This window comes from Pontibacter sp. SGAir0037 (assembly GCF_005491705.1).
Taxonomy (GTDB): Bacteria; Bacteroidota; Bacteroidia; order Cytophagales; family Hymenobacteraceae; genus Pontibacter.
In genome coordinates this window covers 4,508,590-4,527,038 of record NZ_CP028092.1, presented here as the reverse complement: position 1 = coordinate 4,527,038, position 18,449 = coordinate 4,508,590, and the positions used below count along the sequence as shown (strand labels likewise).

General features: G+C 45.2%; 18 protein-coding genes. 10 read left to right on the top strand and 8 right to left on the bottom strand.

The window, feature by feature from the left end; genetic code table 11:
• Nucleotides 1-89: 89 nt before the first annotated feature.
• Nucleotides 90-368: a hypothetical protein gene (locus tag C1N53_RS18760; RefSeq protein ID WP_137760775.1), complete on the top strand. Its 279-nt coding sequence runs from the start codon at nt 90-92 to the stop codon at nt 366-368.
• A gap of 5 nt (nt 369-373) precedes the next feature.
• Complete coding sequence (locus tag C1N53_RS18755; RefSeq protein ID WP_137760774.1) at nt 374-601, top strand: hypothetical protein; 228 nt, start codon at nt 374-376, stop codon at nt 599-601.
• 108 nt (nt 602-709) lie between these two features.
• Here C1N53_RS18755 and C1N53_RS18750 read toward each other — a convergent pair whose 3' ends face one another.
• Entirely contained in the window at nt 710-1,297 is a 588-nt protein-coding gene (locus C1N53_RS18750; RefSeq protein ID WP_137760773.1) for a CAP domain-containing protein, read from the bottom strand.
• A gap of 166 nt (nt 1,298-1,463) precedes the next feature.
• Between C1N53_RS18750 and C1N53_RS18745 the strand changes: the two genes are divergently transcribed.
• The 6 genes from C1N53_RS18745 (at nt 1,464) to C1N53_RS18720 (ending at nt 7,121) form a co-directional block, all read left to right on the top strand.
• Complete coding sequence (locus tag C1N53_RS18745) at nt 1,464-1,685, top strand: hypothetical protein (RefSeq protein ID WP_137760772.1); 222 nt, start codon at nt 1,464-1,466, stop codon at nt 1,683-1,685.
• Between the two features lie 306 nt (nt 1,686-1,991).
• Nucleotides 1,992-2,390: a hypothetical protein gene (locus C1N53_RS18740; RefSeq protein WP_137760771.1), complete on the top strand. Its 399-nt coding sequence runs from the start codon at nt 1,992-1,994 to the stop codon at nt 2,388-2,390.
• A gap of 97 nt (nt 2,391-2,487) precedes the next feature.
• Nucleotides 2,488-3,411 (top strand): M28 family peptidase, encoded by a 924-nt coding sequence (locus C1N53_RS18735; RefSeq protein WP_137760770.1) that lies wholly within the window; start codon nt 2,488-2,490, stop codon nt 3,409-3,411.
• Between the two features lie 8 nt (nt 3,412-3,419).
• On the top strand, nt 3,420-4,766 hold the full coding sequence (locus C1N53_RS18730) for a lysophospholipid acyltransferase family protein (RefSeq protein ID WP_137760769.1): 1,347 nt from the start codon (nt 3,420-3,422) through the stop codon (nt 4,764-4,766).
• A 184-nt stretch (nt 4,767-4,950) separates the two neighbouring features.
• Nucleotides 4,951-5,505, top strand: a complete 555-nt coding sequence (locus C1N53_RS18725) for a hypothetical protein (RefSeq protein ID WP_137760768.1) — start codon at nt 4,951-4,953, stop codon at nt 5,503-5,505.
• A gap of 95 nt (nt 5,506-5,600) precedes the next feature.
• Nucleotides 5,601-7,121 carry an HTTM domain-containing protein gene (locus tag C1N53_RS18720; protein ID WP_137760767.1) on the top strand — a complete coding sequence of 507 codons (1,521 nt, stop codon included), beginning with the start codon at nt 5,601-5,603 and terminating at the stop codon, nt 7,119-7,121.
• Between the two features lie 25 nt (nt 7,122-7,146).
• On the opposite strand, the gene C1N53_RS18715 is transcribed toward C1N53_RS18720, so the two are convergent.
• The 3 genes from C1N53_RS18715 to C1N53_RS18705 all read right to left on the bottom strand — a co-directional run bounded on the left by C1N53_RS18715 (nt 7,147) and on the right by C1N53_RS18705 (nt 9,100).
• Complete coding sequence (locus tag C1N53_RS18715; RefSeq protein WP_137760766.1) at nt 7,147-7,584, bottom strand: hypothetical protein; 438 nt, start codon at nt 7,582-7,584, stop codon at nt 7,147-7,149.
• A gap of 146 nt (nt 7,585-7,730) precedes the next feature.
• Nucleotides 7,731-8,054, bottom strand: coding sequence for a hypothetical protein (locus C1N53_RS18710; protein ID WP_137760765.1), 324 nt, complete (start codon nt 8,052-8,054; stop codon nt 7,731-7,733).
• Nucleotides 8,055-8,323: 269 nt separating this feature from the next.
• A complete protein-coding gene (locus tag C1N53_RS18705) occupies nt 8,324-9,100 on the bottom strand; it encodes a phosphatase PAP2 family protein (RefSeq protein ID WP_137760764.1) in 777 nt (258 codons plus the stop codon).
• A gap of 141 nt (nt 9,101-9,241) precedes the next feature.
• Between C1N53_RS18705 and C1N53_RS18700 the strand changes: the two genes are divergently transcribed.
• Nucleotides 9,242-9,802: a DUF4864 domain-containing protein gene (locus C1N53_RS18700; RefSeq protein WP_137760763.1), complete on the top strand. Its 561-nt coding sequence runs from the start codon at nt 9,242-9,244 to the stop codon at nt 9,800-9,802.
• Between the two features lie 23 nt (nt 9,803-9,825).
• On the opposite strand, the gene C1N53_RS18695 is transcribed toward C1N53_RS18700, so the two are convergent.
• From C1N53_RS18695 to C1N53_RS18680, 4 genes are read right to left on the bottom strand one after another with little or no spacing between them, the layout of a single operon-like run.
• On the bottom strand, nt 9,826-10,920 hold the full coding sequence (locus C1N53_RS18695) for an efflux RND transporter periplasmic adaptor subunit (RefSeq protein WP_137760762.1): 1,095 nt from the start codon (nt 10,918-10,920) through the stop codon (nt 9,826-9,828).
• A gap of 49 nt (nt 10,921-10,969) precedes the next feature.
• A complete protein-coding gene (locus C1N53_RS18690) occupies nt 10,970-12,220 on the bottom strand; it encodes an ABC transporter permease (protein ID WP_137760761.1) in 1,251 nt (416 codons plus the stop codon).
• 33 nt (nt 12,221-12,253) lie between these two features.
• Nucleotides 12,254-13,498 (bottom strand): ABC transporter permease, encoded by a 1,245-nt coding sequence (locus C1N53_RS18685; RefSeq protein WP_137760760.1) that lies wholly within the window; start codon nt 13,496-13,498, stop codon nt 12,254-12,256.
• A 40-nt stretch (nt 13,499-13,538) separates the two neighbouring features.
• Nucleotides 13,539-14,252, bottom strand: coding sequence for an ABC transporter ATP-binding protein (locus tag C1N53_RS18680; protein ID WP_137760759.1), 714 nt, complete (start codon nt 14,250-14,252; stop codon nt 13,539-13,541).
• A gap of 436 nt (nt 14,253-14,688) precedes the next feature.
• On the opposite strand from C1N53_RS18680, the gene C1N53_RS18675 reads away from it, so the two are divergent.
• Nucleotides 14,689-18,447, top strand: a complete 3,759-nt coding sequence (locus C1N53_RS18675; protein ID WP_137760758.1) for a S8 family serine peptidase — start codon at nt 14,689-14,691, stop codon at nt 18,445-18,447.
• The last annotated feature ends 2 nt before the right edge of the window (nt 18,448-18,449 follow it).

Below are 18,449 nucleotides of genomic sequence, written 5' to 3'. Positions count from 1 at the left end.
CACTGATAATTAAATAGATATAAATATTAAATATAATTGTTGCGATCTCGAAAAAATACTATATTGCTAAACCAATCTTTTTAATACTCATGAAAAAGCTGTACACTCCCTTTATTCTGATCCTGCTTTTTACTTTTTCTGCCTTTGCTCAAAACTCCGACTGGAAGACAAAAGAAGACTACCTGCGCGACACGGCACAGGTGGCCAAAACTATTGTCTGGCTCGAAGAAAATCCTTTTCCGGACAGCCAGCGCGACAGGCAGGAAAAAGCGCAATATGCTTTTAAATGGTTGGAAGGTGCACCTTATTCTGTTACAGTAGACGGCATCTTTATCCAGGATATTATGCAGGACAACAGTTTTGCCTAAAAGATATGCTGGTTCCGCAATTTATCTTTGGCAAAGGCTTGTTCTTAATAAAAAACAAAGGCGAAAAAGACGAACTGCAAGCAAACATCCGTGGCATTGAAAGTATGGTAACGCTCTATACCAAGATCAAGGCAAAAGATAAACGCGCCAAGAACAAAACACTGGAGAAGTACGAAGGCTTGGTGGCAAAAAACACGCTGGAGGCTTATGTAAGGAAGCAGATGAGGCTTTAATGTAGCTGCCGCCAATAGCTCGGCTTAATGTTGCATATATTTTAGGAGTTGTGCCTTCACCTGAAATACCTGACGCTGTATTACCTGAAAAAGCAACCGTAAACAGCTTTATTGGTTCTCCACTTTAGGCACAATCAAAATGCTGCAGTAGTACTTGTACTTTGATTTAGAGTTATAGGCAATACCAATCCCGACATGCGTAGTTGGTGTTTTGCCATCGTCGAGTCCCAACAAGTGCTTTCTGTGGCCATACCCAGGCACCCCTTCATCTATAATTAACTGCTTTATAAATTCCTGCGGCCCCTCTGTGTTGGCGGCAATCGACTCTACATTATTGGCATTGTCTTGTTTCGAGAAGTAGTGCGGCAAAGGGTAATCAGATTTCCAGAGGTAATAGTTCATGCCTTTCTTTCTCTTATCTACGTGCGCAAAGTAATTATTCTGCGCCATATCTTCTGCCTTTTGGCGAGCTAGCCTGGCAAGCGTTGTGTCCCAAATCAACTCGTGCTTTTTAGGCACCTTCAGGAGTGCCGGAAGCTTATACACCGAAGCATACTGCTTCGGATTCTGCCGCACCCGGTTCAACTCTGTAAAACTGGCTTTTGCTGCTTTGTCGGCATCAAAGGTACTCTGCTGCTGTGCACGCTGCGGGAGCAGCATATACAGTAAAACAACTATAATTATCTGTAGTGGCATTATTTATTAAAAGCAACATTCACTCCCTCCTAACGACTATACCATAATCTAAGTATACAACATACCCTCTCCTAACAAACTACCCAAGCCTTCTACCTGATCTGGCAGCAACACCTATTGCTGGTTCTAACCGTAAAACCAAAGTATACCTATAAATTTAATTACTATGGAAGCACCTCAAGAAGACGATATCATTACAAACCAGGACGAAAGCAAACGCTTACCTGATGAAAACCCTGAGCCTTTAGAAGGCACCAAGATGGAAAAGACCGATATTATTGAACCAGAAGTAGAAGGCAAAGAAGCAGGCGGTAATGCAGCAGCTAAAAACGAGGAGGATACCCGAAAGCTGGACGGCAGCAATGCAAACAACCTCAGAACAAAATAGCAATTAGCTATTAGTTAGCTATTAGAATACCTGTATAAGCCACACCTCAACAGCAATGAAAGGTGTGGCTTATTTCTTAACATCATATTTATGTTCAGTATTTAAATAACATAATGCTATAAAGTATTGCTTTTTAACAAATATTCTTTAATTTTATTTCTTTAAAAGCATACTTTCCCCTTCTCCCCAGTAAGCAAAACAAGGGCTTTATTATTTAAAGATTTAATAACAGCAATTTAATACCCCTGGTTTTGTAAGAGTTCATTTAATGCTTAATCTTACTTCGCTAACCTAAAGCCGCGTGAAATGGTGTTTTTTGATTCGAATTACCTTCATGTAGAATACTATGCGGCAACTAATGTGCTGGTTACGCAGTGGTATGGCGGGTGTAGCAGCTTACAATACCGGCAAGCGCTTATTAAAGGGCTGCGAATTTCTAAAGAGCTTCAAGTAGAATACGCCATCATAGATGAACGCATGATGCCTCCGCTCTCATCCGAAGACTTTCAATGGTTACGCCACACCTATCTGAAAGCATTCAACAAACTTCCTTTTAAACGGTTTGCCGTTGTAAACGCCTTTGATAACACAGCATTAAAGCAGCTAAAGAAGGTGCACCAGTTTACAGAAATTGAAGCCCCTTTTGAAACACGCGCTTTTGACGACCTTACCTCTGCCTACGACTGGCTGATTTCAGCAGAGTAACTTCCTCACCTGCCCGTGTTCCTGTGCCCTTTTCAGGTGCTTTTCATAATAAGTTCTGTTAAAATTAAGTATATTGCTCTTCTCCAACTGAACTTTTGTGCACAAGTATCTGCTCCTCCAACTTTTGCTGGCTGTTTGCCTGAACACCCTGCCTGCTTATGCTGCACCAGCTGACACTGTTCGTTTAAGGCAGCACCTTATTGCACTTACCACAACAGCCGAACCCAGGAACCATGAACACCCGGAGGCATTGGATAAAGCCGCTGATTATATTAAAACCGCTTTTGGTATGCTACAGGGGCAGGTAACAGAGCAGGCTTACTTTGTAGCAGGCAAAAAATATAAAAATATTATTTACTCTACCGGAGCTGCTCATACCCGCCGTTTGATTATCGGAGCTCATTATGATGTTTGCGGTAAACAGCCTGGTGCAGACGATAACGCCAGTGGCGTGGCTGGCCTGCTGGAACTCGCCCGCTTGCTGGAGCATGAAGTGTTGCCCTACCGCATAGATTTTGTAGCCTATACCCTGGAAGAGCCGCCTTATTTCAGAAGCGAGTACATGGGTAGCTTTATCCATGCCCAATCGTTGCAGGCAGAGCAGGCCAATGTAATAGGAATGGTATCTCTGGAAATGATCGGCTACTTTTCTGACGCCAGAAAATCGCAGGACTACCCGATAGCTCCTATGAAATTGCTTTATGGCAGCCGGGGCAACTACCTTGCGCTGGTGCAAAAGTTTGGCAATGGCAGCTTTGGCCGTCAATTTAAGCGGCTCTATAAAGCAGAAGCACCCCTGCGTGTAAAGTCGCTCAGGGCACCGGCGGCAGTACCAGGCATTGACTTTTCGGACCATCTGAATTACTGGCGCTTTGGCTATAGTGCCCTTATGCTCACCGATACCTCTTTCTATAGAAATAAAAATTACCATCAGCCTACCGATACATGGGATACTTTAAACCTGCCAAAGATGGCACAGGTGGTAGAGGGCGTTTATAAGACAGTACTTCGTTTAAGATAGGCTATAGCATGTTATACTTTATACTGAAACTGATTTTTAAAACAGGGCTTTGGATTTTCTTTCGGAAGTTTGAAGTACGCAACCGCACTGCTTTACAGGCACAGGGGCCGCTGCTGGTGGTATCGAACCACCCTAATACTTTTATGGATCCTCTCATTATAGCTTCGCTGCTCCGGCAACAGGTGTATTTCATAGCTAAAAGTACCGTATTTAACTCTCCTTTTAAGAAGTGGCTGCTGCACCGCATGCACCTCATTCCTATTCACAGAAAAGAAGATGCACCTGCACAGAGCGTAGGTAACGATGATGCTTTTGCTGCCAGCTATAATGCTTTGGAAGCGGGCAAAACTATTCTCATTTTCCCGGAAGGCAACAGCTTTAACGAGAGGAGGCTACGCAAATTAAAAACAGGCACAGCACGCATAGCGCTTGGCGCACAGGCAGCCGCCTCATCAGATGTGAGAGTCAGGATTTTACCTATTGGCCTTAACTACTCTGCACCCACCAATTTCCGGAGCAACGTTTTTGTAAATGTCGGAACCCCTATAGATGTAACAGATTACCTTACCAGCTATAGCCAGAACACATCGGCCACTGTGCATTTGCTTACAGAACAGATGAAAGTTGAGCTTGAGAAACTGATTATAGTAACGCCCACCAATGAAGAAGATAAGCTTATCAGGCAAATTGAAAGCATATACAAGCGTACTTTTGCCGCTGAAGTACCGGCAGCACCAACTGAGCACGAGCAGGATTTCCTGTTAACCAGAGCCATTACAAAAAGCCTGGCCTACTTTAAACAGGCGGCACCCGAGCGTGTCGAAGCATTAAAACAGCAAATAGAAGCGTATATGCTGCAACTCAGGCAGCTAAACCTGCACGATGCAGCTTTAAGCAAGAATACTAAAACAGTAGTATGGCAAAGTATACTGGCTATGCTTTACCTTGTAGCAGGCTTGCCGGTATACCTTTACGGATTGCTGCATAATTACCTGCCTTATATTATTCCTTCCAGAGTAGCCTATATGCTTGCCAGGGAGGAAGAATGGCATGCACCTATGATGCTTTCGGTCGGCATCTTCACCTTCCCGATTTTCTATACCATACTGGCTATACTATGCTATCAACTTTACCCTTCGTTGCCAATATTGTTTCTTTACCTGCTGTCGCTGCCGATCACTGGCTTTTTTACCCTGCACTACTGGAAAATACTCCGGCACGCGAAAAGCAACTGGATTATGCTGCGACTCTTTTCGAAGCGAAAAGAGCTCGTGGAACAGCTGGTGCATAAAAGAAGCAGTATCATTCAACAGCTGGAGCAGGCAAAACAGGAGATTTTACTTAAGCAACAATAGTATAAATCGAATATTACAAAGCAGCTTTTTTTAGGTATTAATACGTATTTTCCATACCTTAACAACAGATAAAAGTCTGATAAACAGAACATAATTATACATTTCTTTATCCATTTGTGAGAAGCTCCGTAAAAGGTGAATTAGAATGTAAAAAATATGTACTGTTAAATCAATCTTGAAATCTATGAAAAAGACATTTGTAAACCTTCTAGCTTCATCGTTTGTAGTAGCCACCGTTTTAGCTGGTTGCTCTGCTAACAACACAACGGGCACCGAAGGTATGGACGACACTGATACTTATGGCACGACATCAGGAACAACAACTGATGGCACCACAACTACCGGAACGACTACTACTGGTACAACTGCAGGTACTACCACAACCGGAACTACCAGCGGCACCACTTCTGGCACTACTACTACCGGAACAACATCTGGTACTACAAGTGGCACAACTACTGGAATGACAACTGGTACAACTACTGGAACCACTACTGGTACTACCACTGGAACAACAACAGGTACTACCACTGGAACTACTACCGGTACAACAACTGGCGGAACCACTACTGGTACGACAACAGGTGGAACTACAACCGGAACAACTACTGGTAATACGACTGGCACAACAACCGGAACTACCACTGGCACTACGACAGGAACAACTACTGGTACAACTACCGGAACTACAACAGGTGGTACTACTTCTGGCACAACCGGCGGAAGCACTACTATGTAATTATTAACTCTATCGTACGAAATATGTAAAAAGGCAAGCACTTCGTGTTTTTGCCTTTTTACTTTTTAGCCTACCAACAACATCCTTATCCTATTATGAAGCAGTTAGAGGTATATTTAAGAAAGGTATTCACAGTAGACTTGCGTGCACTTGCTTTTATGCGTATATGGGTAGCTGGAATTATCTTAACAGATCTTGCTATCCGGTCTACTGATCTTGAAGCCCACTATTCCAACACAGGTGTACTTCCTCTTCATGTGCTCCATCGCTTTGCCTGGAACCCTTATTTCTTCTCCCTTCACTCTCTTAGCGGCTTATGGCAGGTTCAGGCAGTGCTTTTTATTGTAGCAGCTGTTTTTGCCGTTTTTTTACTGGTGGGTTACAAGACCCGTTTAGCTACTGTTGTTAGCTGGACCCTGCTTGTGTCGCTCCAGAACCGGAACACACTCATTTCACAGGGTGGCGACGACCTGCTCCGAATGCTGCTCTTCTGGGCTATTTTTCTGCCATGGGGTAAGTTCTACTCTTACGACGCCACAAAAGCCAAACCTGAAAACGAACTACAAAGCACCAACTACTTCAGCGCAGCAACGGTAGCCTATATCATGCAGATATTCTTGGTATACTTTTGCACCGCACTGCTTAAAAATTCACCTGAATGGAATTCCGAAGGTACTGCCCTCTACTATGCATTAAGTCTGGATCAGATTCTTATGCCTGGCGGAGAACTGATTTATCCATATCCTGAGTTATTACGCTTCCTTACCCTTACAACTTGGTATACAGAGCTTATTATACCTTTCCTCCTGCTGATTCCGTTCTACAATTCATTTTTCAGGATGGTAGTTGTCAGTGTACTGCTCATGTTCCATATTGGAATCAGCCTTACACTTTTTGTAGGTCTGTTTTATCTGATCAATATTGCTTCTGTAGCAGGTTTACTGCCTCCTAAAGTGATGGATTGGATTGATAAGCGGCTGCTGGCATCATTCAGGAGACCTAAAACCGGGCAGTTTAAACGCATTTTCCAACGGTTTAAAAGCCCTGCTACAGTTAATTTTCAGCTTCAGATTCACCGCCCCCTTATCTCTGCACCCCTAAAAAGGCAGCTTCGGGATGTTTTTGTGGCAAGTGTTCTTTTGTACTGTTTCTGGTGGAATTTAACAGGTGCCGGGGTAAAGAACATACCTAAGCTTCCGGATAATGCCCGCTGGGCTGGTTACTTACTGCGCGTAGACCAGCATTGGGGTATGTTTTCTCCTGTCGTTTTTAAAGATGATGGCTGGTATGTATTGGAGGGGCATACAGAAGATGGCAAAATGCTGGATCTGAATCAGCAAGGCAAAGAGGCAGATTATATTAAACCTGCCTCTGTTATGGCCCTGTTTAAAAACGACAGATGGCGCAAATACTCTGAGAATTATCTATTTGTGCATAATTCTTTTATGCGCCCTTACTACTGTAATTACCTTGTCCGCCGCTGGAATGAATCTCACCCGGATCAGCCTGTAAAAGAACTACAGGTAGTCTATATGAAAGAGCCTTCGCTGCCTGATTACCAGGTGGCAGAACCCACCCGGGAAATGTTGTGCGCCTGTGCTAACCTGCCTGAGTAAGCAGAGAGCTAAAGGCGCACCTTTTTTAATCTTCAGAAGCCAATAAATGCCCTACTGCCGCAGCCACAAGCCCTCCGGCCAGATATAAACCGAATGTCATGGCTTTGGTTTGAGGAGTGCGGCTACTAGGAGCTTCGCCCAAACCTAAAGGACCAGGTAGCACAATAGCTCCCAGGCCAGCTCCGGCACCTAACAAAGCGCCACGTAGCCATGCTCCGTTTCCTGTACCTGCCAGGCTGTAGTATAAAGAGTTGGAAACAATGTCACCAGCCATAGCCATACGATGCAGTTTGTCGTCAGCAGGCGGTTCTTTACCTGCACCTTTCATGATATCTGCTATCGCACGCATACCCAACAGGTCCATTCTAGGTGCATTGGGTACGGTATGTCTTGTTGTCTCGTGCAATAAGGTAAGCACACATGCTCCTGCCAGCCCACTTGCCAGCGCTTTAAGTATAGCCATAGTTTTATAAGCGTTTTTAATTTAAGAACAGTATACGCAAGTACATCAGGCATAGGATTACGCAGACCATTAGTTTCTGTAAACTTAAAACACAAAAGCCGGGCTTACAGGCCCGGCTTTTGTACTGCAATTACTTAAGCGTATGCTTAGCTTTTGCTTATGTTGCTTTTAGAAGCCGATGAGGAAGCCAGACCTTTGATCTTGTCGAACTGGCTGCTCACCTGATGTTTGATTTTGTTCTTGCTGGCAGGGCTCATAGAATTAACAGCCAGCCAACCAGCTCCAACAGCTAGCAAAGAGCCGCCCACCACTTTCTGGGTAGTGCTTAAGCTGCCTACTTTCTGTACTGTACTGCTTCCAAATTCCTGAAGTTTGCCTGTGATATTACCAAGGCCTCCCTTACCGGAAGTGCCTGCTATACTACTCTTACCAGAAGCCACTTGGCTTGATTTATTTTTCTTAGTTGCCATAACTCAATATTTTAATTTATACAAAAATTAAAGATGCTTCTATTTAACACGTGAGTTTCCATCTGTAGGTGCATCAGAGTTATTTTATCGTTAAACAACTTAGTTAGTTACAATTTTTACATAATTTCTATTAATACCCAATATAAACTTATTTAAGTTATAAAACCAGCTTCTTTACCGGGAAACATAAACCAAATTACTTAGCTCAAGTAATGCCTTTTGCTTTACTATGTAGAGGCAGCCCGCAAATTTTATATTTTACAGATTGTTCAGGAGGATTCTCTATACTTAAAGCTGATAATCTCTATCAGCGAAATACCCGTTAACAGCCACATCCCTCCCAGCAGAAAGCCAGCCAGTACGTCTGAAAGAAAATGCACCCCCAGGTATATCCTGCTAAACCCTATGGCTATAATCAACACTGCCATCAACCACAGGACCACCCTGCGCTTCCAGCGATCTCTGAATACCTGAAGCAACAGGTGTGCAACTATACCGTATTGAGCGATAGCCGTGGTGGCATGTCCGCTGGGGAAAGAGAAATTTGGTTCTTCATAATAACCTACATCTACAGGCCTGTCGCGGCTAATGTACTTTTTGGTATATTGTACCGACAGGCCTACAACAGCCATTGTGAGCCAGAAAGCGAGTATAAAGGCATAGCTCCTGCGGTACAGGGCCATTGCCGTAACTAAAGCTCCCACTATGTATGTAGAAGCCCTTGAGCCAAACTGCGTGATGATATACAATGCTTTGCTGAGCCATCCTGTTCTGGCATCATAGAGGAAGGCTGTAAAGTGTTTATCTACCACTACAATGCCCTCCGACTGCACCACGTCTTCGGTTATCCGCGAAAGCAAAGCCAGGTTGATCATGCACCCCAGCAGTAACAGTGTAAGTGGCAGGCCTGTAAACGACCGGGTTTGAAACCTTTGAAAAATAAAATCTGCAACTCTAGGAAAGCGTTTGCTGAACTTTTGCACTTCCGATTGCTGCCGCAGTTCTTGTATATACTGCCTTATTTTATTAGAGAGAATGTTTATCATTAGAAAAAAGCACTTTAGGCTTATACGCACACCGCTCTTTCTGATGCTGAATATTTCCTTTCACCTGCTAAAATTAATTACTCACCCTTAAATACCACTTTACACACAACTATTAGCTTCTAAATAAAGTACATATTTAACATGAGAGGGTTTGAGAACATATTAGATAAACTTCTAATTGGTGTAGGGGTGCTTTTACTGGCTATGGTCTGGATGCTGGTACCATCAAAGCCATACCAGGATGTACAACATTATGCCGTATACAGGGGAGCCGAAGCTGAAACAGGATCTACGTCCAAATGGAGTTATGTACAGCCATCTAAGACTTTAACACCGCGCGATGTTATCAACATTCAGCTAAAAGCCCTTCAGCAGAACGACAGAAGCGACAGCGGAATAATTACAGTTTTCAACTTTTCTTCTCCTATGAGCAGGGTACAGCTAGGGCCTGTCAATCATTTCAGGCTGCTGGTGCGGGAACCAGCCTACCGGCCAATGCTAAACTTTAAATCATCCAAAAAAGGTAAGTTAATCATAACCGACGATACTGCTTACCAATTGGTGGTAGTAACAGATAAGGATGGCGACGAAACTGCTTATCTGTTTATTTTAGCGAAACAGAACCGGGGCATGTTTAAAGACTGCTGGATGACCGAAGGCGTTACGAGGCTGGAACCTGAGCGTGAGAGCAGCATGATCTAAGCCCAGCGAGCCAAACCTCCCATTTAAATAGCAGCTACCGTAGATGTAGGAACCTTGATTTTCTCGGTTTTCTGCAGCCCTGATACAATTTCGATGTTAATGCCATCGGAAAGGCCAGTTTTAACCTGCCGTTTTTCAAATACCTGAGGCGCTTTCTCCACTTCCACAAACGTGGCATCTTTCTCGAATAACAGCATGCTCTCTTTTACGGCCACAACCTTTTCTCTTTTATCCAGCACAATATCCGCATTGGCACTATAGCCGGCTCTTAAAAAGTCTTTTTCGCTTAAAAGCACCTGTGCTCTTATCGGAAACTTAATAGCACCTTCTTCCAAGGCTCCTTTCGGAGCAATGTACTCCAGTTTCGCATTGTAAATTTTGCCTTCTATAGCTCCTATAGTTAGCAGCAGATCCATGCCCTCTTTTAATTTGCCTACCTCCGATTCATCAATCTTACCTTCAAATACCAGGCTGCGCATATCAGCTACCGAAGCAATGGTAGTGCCTTCGTTAAAATTGTTGCGCTCTATAATAGAGGTACCTACTTTTACGGGCACATCCAGTAGCATGCCGTCTATAGTTGAAAGCACGAGGTTAGAAGACTGCCCATTTCGTTTTGAGGCCCCCTCACGCACCAGTTGCAGGTTATTTTCTGCTGATTGCAGTGCTTCGCGCTTTAGGTTATAGTCGGCTTTGTATTTGCGGTATTCCTGCTCCGCCACTACTTTCTGCTGGTACAGCTCATCGTAACGCTCCAGTTCCCGTTTGGCCTCTTCAAAGTTTATTCTTGCCGTCTCCAGGGCATTTTCAGCATTGTTTACATTCACGATGTTGGGCACGATCCTGATCTTGGCCAGCAGCTGCCCTTTCTTCACCGTCTGCCCGGCCTCTACATACAGCTCTTCCACCACACCCGATACCTGCGACTTAACCACTACTTCTTTGCGGGGCACTATAGAACCTGTAGCAACCGTTTTCTTTATAATATCCGTCTCAAAAGGTGCCTCTGTTTGGTACACAATGGGGTCAGTGTTAGACTTATTGTAAAAATAGTATCCCAGCCACGCTGATAAAGCCAGAAAGATGAGCACAAATACACTTAGCAATACCTTTTTCATAGGATTATAAAAATTAGAATTCTTTGTTACTTTTTAAATGCTTACCAGCTTACTCATCTTTTAAAGCCACCACCGGATTAACACGGGCAGCTTTGGTAGCCGGAATAAGCCCGGCTAATGCCCCAGCCACGACCAATACTGTTACGGCAGCTATGGCTATACCCGGATTTACTTCCGGATTACCGAAAAAGCCTGCCTGTACCTCAAACTTCACCATCAAGTAATCTATAAAAGCAATAAGCCCCGTACCTGCCAACAGACCTACATAACCTGCCAGACCAGTTATCACAATCGATTCCTGCATGATAAGGCTGATAATGGAAAAAGGCGTAGCTCCAAGAGCCTTGCGCACACCTATTTCTTTGGTCCGTTCCTTCACTACTATCAGCATAATGTTGCCCACACCAATAATCCCTGCCAATATAGTTCCGATGCTAACCAACCAGCTAAAACCGGCTATTCCGGCAAAAAGCCCTTGTATTTCTTTAAACTCTTCTTCTACATTGGCCGAGCCAAAGGCCTTTACATCTTCCGGAGCCACACGGTGCCGCTTGCTCAGCAATAGTTTTGCTTTACTTTCTACTACCGATGCCGGAATACCTTCCTGGGGAATAAGCGCAATAGATCCGATGAAATTGGGTTGGTTAAAGCTTTGCTGTAAGGTTGTGGTAGGAATATAGATTACCTGTGCATCCTGCACCACATCTTCGTCTGTGCCTATGGGCTTAAAGGTGCCAACAATTTTAAAGTGGTTTCCCTTGATGTTGATATATTTCCCGATAGGATTCTCGCCTTTTTCAAACAGCACTTCCAGCACACGCGGCCCTACAACTGCCACTTTACGCCGTTCTTTTACATCGATCTTGTTTAAAAAGCGACCGGTGTTTACCTCCAATGGCTTTATAAACAGCAGGTCCTGGGTTTCTCCGTTCACTGTAAAAGAAGAGCTTTTTGTACCATATGTAACTGCAAAGCTTCCCCAAAGCTGGTTACTGGGGGCAACCACTGCCGCCTCTGGCAGGTTAGCCCGGACAGCCTCTACATCTTCGTTTGTCATGCGGATGTAGCGGCCAGCCTGAAAGCCCATATAAGGAATGCTGGTGCGCTGCGACCACACAAACACAGCGTTCTTAGCCACGTTAAATTCTTTTGTTATACCATTCTCCAGCCCTTTGCCTGCCCCCAGCAACAGCACCAGCATAAAGATGCCCCAGAAAACACCAAAGGCAGTAAGTGCTGTGCGAAGCTTGTGCTTTTTTACAGTATTATAAATTTCCGCCCATTTATCAACGTCTATCATAAATTCTCAGGTTTGTTGGTGTAGTATGATGAGTTAATCAGCGCGTAGTGCTTCTATTGGTTTAATCCGGGCTGCTTTTAAGGCTGGCATAAGCCCTGCTATAGCACCAGCCAAAACCAGCACAAGTGTAGCCGAAAGCGCCACACCAAAATCGACTTCAGGAGCAGCAAAAAAAGGCATTTCAGCCCCCGAAGACACAATCAGATACTCTACGCCGGCCAGCAGTCCTGTGCCGGCCAGCAAACCGAGGTAACCAGAGAAGGCCGTAATTACAACAGACTCCTGCAAAATGAGGCTTACAATCGAAAAAGGTGTAGCTCCAAGTGCTTTGCGTACCCCAATTTCACGGGTGCGCTCTTTCACAATAATGAGCATTATATTGCTTACCCCTACTATACCTGCTATTAAAGTACCGATGCCCACTATCCATACAAAAATGCGGATGCCATTAAAAAGGCCCATTACCTTTAAATACTCCGCTTCTGTATTTCCAACGTCGAGCGCCATCTTATCTTCCTCAGAAAATTTATGCCGCTGGGCCAGTAGGGTTCTTACCCGCTTCTCCATTTCCATGGCACTTACACCGGGTTGGGCCACCAGCGCCATCATCTGCACTTTGTTATTTTGATTAAAAGCTGTTTGCATGGTAGAAAAAGGAATGTAGGCCCGCTCTTCCCTCCTGCCACTGTTATTGCCCTTCACTTTAAAAGTACCCACCACCTTAAAATGAATGCCCCTGATGTTAATATACTTGCCTATAGGATCTTCTTCGAGAAACAGCACTTTGCTGGCCTGCTCACCTAGTACGACCACCTTGCGTTTTTCCTGTTCATCCAACTTGTTTAACAAGCGGCCTTTAAAGGCTCGTTCTCCATTCAGCACCAGGAAACCAGGTTCGGCACCAAACAACTGGTAAGAGCCATTCTGTTTGCCATAGTTAAGTGTAAACTCTCCCCAAAGCCGGTTACGCGGCGCCAGAATATCCACGTTATTTATCTCTCTGTCAACAGCTTTCAGGTCTTCGTTGGTAAATTGCAATTGCCGGCCTGGCGCCATACCTTTATGGGCCAATGCCGTTTTACCAGCAAACACAAACAGGCTGTTTTTAGCCCCATCCCCAAAACGATTTACAACACCATTCTCCAACCCTTTGCCTGCTCCCAATAGCAGCACCAGCATAAAAATGCCCCAAAAAACACCAAAGGCAGTAAGGAACGTACGCAGCTTGTTCTTCTGCATCGTACCCAGGATTTCCTGCCACTTATCTACATCAAACATGGTATCAGCTTGGTTGGTAAAAGGGATAGTTATGTAAAAATCAGTGCGCGGTAGCAGCCGCCTCGCCATTCAGAACAGCAGCTTCACGGCCATCGCTCAGAATAAGCCCGTCTTTTAGCCTGATAACACGGTGCGTTTGTTCAGCTATATCGTTTTCGTGTGTTACAATCACAACCGTCATGCCTTTGCGGTTTACTTCTTTAAAGATGTCCATTACATCGTAAGATGTCTGCGTATCCAGGGCACCTGTCGGTTCATCAGCTAAAATAAGTTTGGGTTGCGAGATAAGAGCCCTGGCAATGGCTACCCGCTGCTTCTGCCCGCCCGACATTTCGTTGGGTGAGTGTTCCGCCCAGTCCTTCAGCCCCACCATATCTAGGTACTCCAGGGCCAGTTTATTTCTCTGCTTGCGCCCAACCTTCTGGTAGTAAAGCGGCAATGCAACATTCTCCATTGCATTTTTAAACGAAAGCAGGTTAAACGACTGAAATACAAAGCCTAAAAACTTATTCCGGTAATAGGCTGCTTTAGCCGCAGAAAGATTTTTAATAGGTGTTCCTGCCAGCGTATAAGCGCCTGTATCGTAATCATCCAAAATACCGAGTATGTTTAATAAGGTGGATTTACCCGAGCCGGAGGAGCCCATAATAGATACCAGTTCCCCTTCCTGCACATGCATATCTATCCCCTTCAGCACATGTAACTTATTGTGCCCTACGGCATAATACTTCTGAATATTACTTAACTGGATCATAGGCACGGGCTAAAAAGTAAGTAAAATGTAAGAAGCTCTGAAATGAAGCAAGATATTTAAATTGTTCAAATTTTTCAGCATAACTTATACCTAGCATCCTTTTCTATAGATAGACTTCTGTTTCTGTTCGACCAAGCAGCTTTTTATGCTTCTTATTTTCTGGTTTTAAAATGCGTTGCTTGTCGCGATGCGGCAACTATAAGCTTGTAAACTATTGTAATGATGCACCAGAGCAGACCAAGGTTGCCTGCCGCTTATCTTTTTTTACTCTGAACAAAGCCTACAGGATTTCCTGCAAAGCCACAGCTTAAATTGAATCTAAGTTTAATTGTTGCTGTTCCGGCTACAGAGTAATTTAACAAATTGAAGTATAATTTATTAAATTGCTTAAGCTTGCGGCTCAGGCCCAATAAAAGTAAACGCACCCTGTATTTTTATGAAACTCAGAAGCCTTTGGCTTGTTGTATATTCTTTTGCAATAGCTGTACCTGTTCTTGCACAGAATGCACCCAAACCTGTTTATGTAAACTCTAAAGCTTTAGCGCAGCTAGCCGCAACCGAAGAAAAAGCTTACAGAGCTAATCGCACAAAAGCCATTGAGCTTGCCAAAGAGCGTGGCTGGGTAATAGAAAAGCACCTTTCCGATGGCTCTTATATCGCTTTACAGGGCCTGGACTCCAGGGGGCTGCCTATCTACTACATAACACACAATAACACGCGTGCGGCTGCTACTACTAAAACCGACCAACTGTGGCCAGGCGGAAGCACAGGCCTGAACCTGAGCGGCGCCAGCAACAGCGTTAATCAGAAAATGGCCCTCTGGGATGGCGGCGGCGTGCGCACAACCCACCAGGAGCTGACAGGCCGTATAGAGCAAAAAGACACTCCTAAAACCGATGCTCTTAATAACGACCATGCCACGCACGTAGCAGGTACGCTGATAGCCTCCGGAGTGAACCCTTTGGCAAAAGGTATGGCTTTTGGTGTAAAAAAGCTTTCAGCCTATGATTTCAACAGCGATTTGTCAGAAATGGCGGCAGCGGCTCCAAACCTGTTAATCTCGAACCACTCCTATGGCTCTATTGCCGGCTGGCGCTATAACTCCGACAGAAAAGGAACAGACGAAGATCCTTACTGGGAATGGTGGGGCGACACAGACATCAGCCAGACCGAAGACTATAAATTCGGTTACTATGATGAAACTACTGCTAAATGGGATCAAGTAGCTTATAATGCTCCTTACTACCTTATTGTGAAGTCGGCAGGCAATTCGCGCTCTGAAAATGGCCCGGCAGCGGGTGCACCTTATTTCCAGCGAAGCAAATCCGGTAATTTTACGTTAGTGAAAAGCCGCCCTAACAACATCAGCAGTAACAATAGCTATGATATTATTTCAACGTATGGGAATGCCAAAAATATATTAACCGTAGGTGCTGTAGCTCCTATCTCAGGTGGCTACAGCAAACCCTCGGATGTACAGAGTTCGTCTTTCAGCAGCTATGGCCCTACCGATGATGGCCGCATCAAGCCTGATTTAGTAGGAAATGGTAGCTCGGTTTTGTCTTCCTCAGGCGAAAGCAATCGTTCTTATATGTCCTCCAGCGGCACTTCTATGGCCGCCCCGAACATTGCGGGTACACTGCTGCTACTGCAGGAGCATTATAGCAATATTAAGAATGGCAGCCTGATGCGTGCTGCCACCTTAAAAGGACTGGCTATTCATACGGCAGACGAAGCAGGATCGCAGCCTGGGCCGGATTATATGTATGGCTGGGGTCTTCTGAATGCAGCGCGGGCAGCAGCAGCTATCAGCAATACCAACCAAACGCACCTGATCCAGGAAAGAACACTTGCCAACAACCAGACTTATACCTTTGAGGTAACGGCATCAGGCGCAGGACCACTGGTAGTTACTATTTCCTGGACAGACCCGGAGGCCACCGCTTTGGCTGCCTCGCTCAACAACCGTTCTCCCCGTTTAGTAAATGACCTTGACCTGCGAATCACCGGCAGAAACACAACGTATATGCCCTGGATACTTGATCCTGCCAATCCTGCACAAGCAGCATCGAGAGGGGATAATAAATTGGATAATGTAGAGCAGGTGCTTATTGCTGATGCTGTACCGGGCGAAAAGTATACCGTGACCATAAGCCATAAAGGCACGATCAGCAAAGGGCCGCAGGCATATTCCATACTTGCCAGTGGCATTGGAGGCACCGCATACTGCACCAATACCGGCACAGCCACAACAGGTGCCAGAATAAACAGGCTGGTACTCGGAACTTCTACTGTAGCGATGCCTGCAACCTGCGCTACTTACCGCGACCTGACAAGTAATATTTTCAGCTTTGAGCCGGGCCAGGCGCAAACCATTTCGCTGCAGCTCAGCGACTGCTCCACCGAATCGGCTAAAATGGCAAAAGTGTTTATAGACTGGAACGGCGATGGTGATTTTAACGATGCCGGTGAAACGGCAGCAACATCCGGAGTTATAAATGGCTCCGGCACTTTTAATGCGTCGGTTACAGCACCCTTTGCCTTAACAGCAGGTTATAAGACCCGGATGCGCATTGTAGTAGAAGAAACTACCAACGCAGCCAATGTAGTTGCCTGCGGCACAACCCAAAGAGGGGAAACGCAGGATTATCTGGTTCAGTTTACACAGCCGCTAACTGATATAGGCATTTCGCAGGTAACGCTTGCCGGCACATCTACCTGTGCCACTCCCACACAATCTGTAGTAGTGAAACTACGAAACTATGGCACTGCAGCACAAAGCAATATTTTGGTATCTGTTATTGTACGCCGAAGTGGCACTCAGATCGCGCAGCTTTCCGGCCTCTACTCAGGTACTCTTAGCCCGAATAACGAGGATGAGCTGCTGCTTGCCAACAGTTTTGCCACAGAAGCAAACGTTACTTACGAATTGGAAGCAAATGCGACATTGGCAGGAGATGTAATTACAACCAACAACAGCAGCAGCTACAGGTTTACAGCCAGCGGTGTCGAAGACCTGCCCCAGGCAAGCATTTACCGCTGTGGAGCCTCCGACTTCTATACACTTTCAGGAAAAGGCAACGGTACTGTGTTTTGGTTTAATTCTCAGAGCGCAACCGAACCGTTTGCAGCAGGCAACCTGCTACAGCTGCCTGTTAGCCAGGTTGGCAGTACTGTTTATGCCTCGCTAAACGAGTTTTCCGGTCAGCTGGGGCCAAAGACCAAAAGCTTTGCTTCTAACGGGGGCTATAACCAGTTCTCTCCGGATGTACGCATTCAGGCAAATGGTGCTCTTGTGCTGGAGAGTGCCAGGCTCTACATTGGCAATAGCGGCAAAATAACGTTTACTGTATTTAACAGCGATGGCTCTCCCGTCTCTACCAAAACACTTACTGTAACTGCTACCCGCACCACTCCAGGACCTGACGCTCTTCCCGATGATCCTGCAGACGCGGGGGCTGTTTATTATTTAGGTTTAGTGATACCAGAAGCCGGCGAATATCGCATTGCCATTTCCTACGAAAACGGAGCCACTATTTTCAGAAACAATGCAGGTGTAACCGGTTATCCTTTTCAGATACCAAACATTGTAGCAATTACAGGCAATACTGCTACAACCACGCCGGAAAGCTATTACTACTATTTCTATGACCTGAAAGTAAGTGCCTTAGGCTGCAAAAGCGATCGTATCCCAGTAAGCATACAAACCGGCACTTCCATAGAAAAACCGTCTTTAGAAAGAGCAGGACAAACGTTGGTCTCAAGCCAGGCTATCGGCAACAGGTGGTACCTGGATGGCAGGCCAATTGAAGGTGCCACCGGGCAGGTATATACCCCAAAAGAAAGTGGCACCTATAGTGTGCTCGTCATGAAGGATGGTTGCGTTTCAGAAATGTCGCTTGCCTATACGTTCGATTATAAGCCTGAAATAAGGGAGTTAGGTTCTGAACTGGTCGTATCGCCAAACCCAGGCACCGGCCGCTTCAGAATTGAACTGGAAACACACGAACACCAGGATATTCTGATAGATGTGACCGATATGCTGGGCAGAAGCATCTATACCAGCCAAGTAGCCAACTACTATGGCCAGTACAATGGCTTTATCGAAATTGGCAACCACCCGGCAGGCGTGTATATCCTGAGGGTCAGGCACGGCAATGTAGTAGAGTCTCAAAAGCTTGTACTACGAAAGTAGCA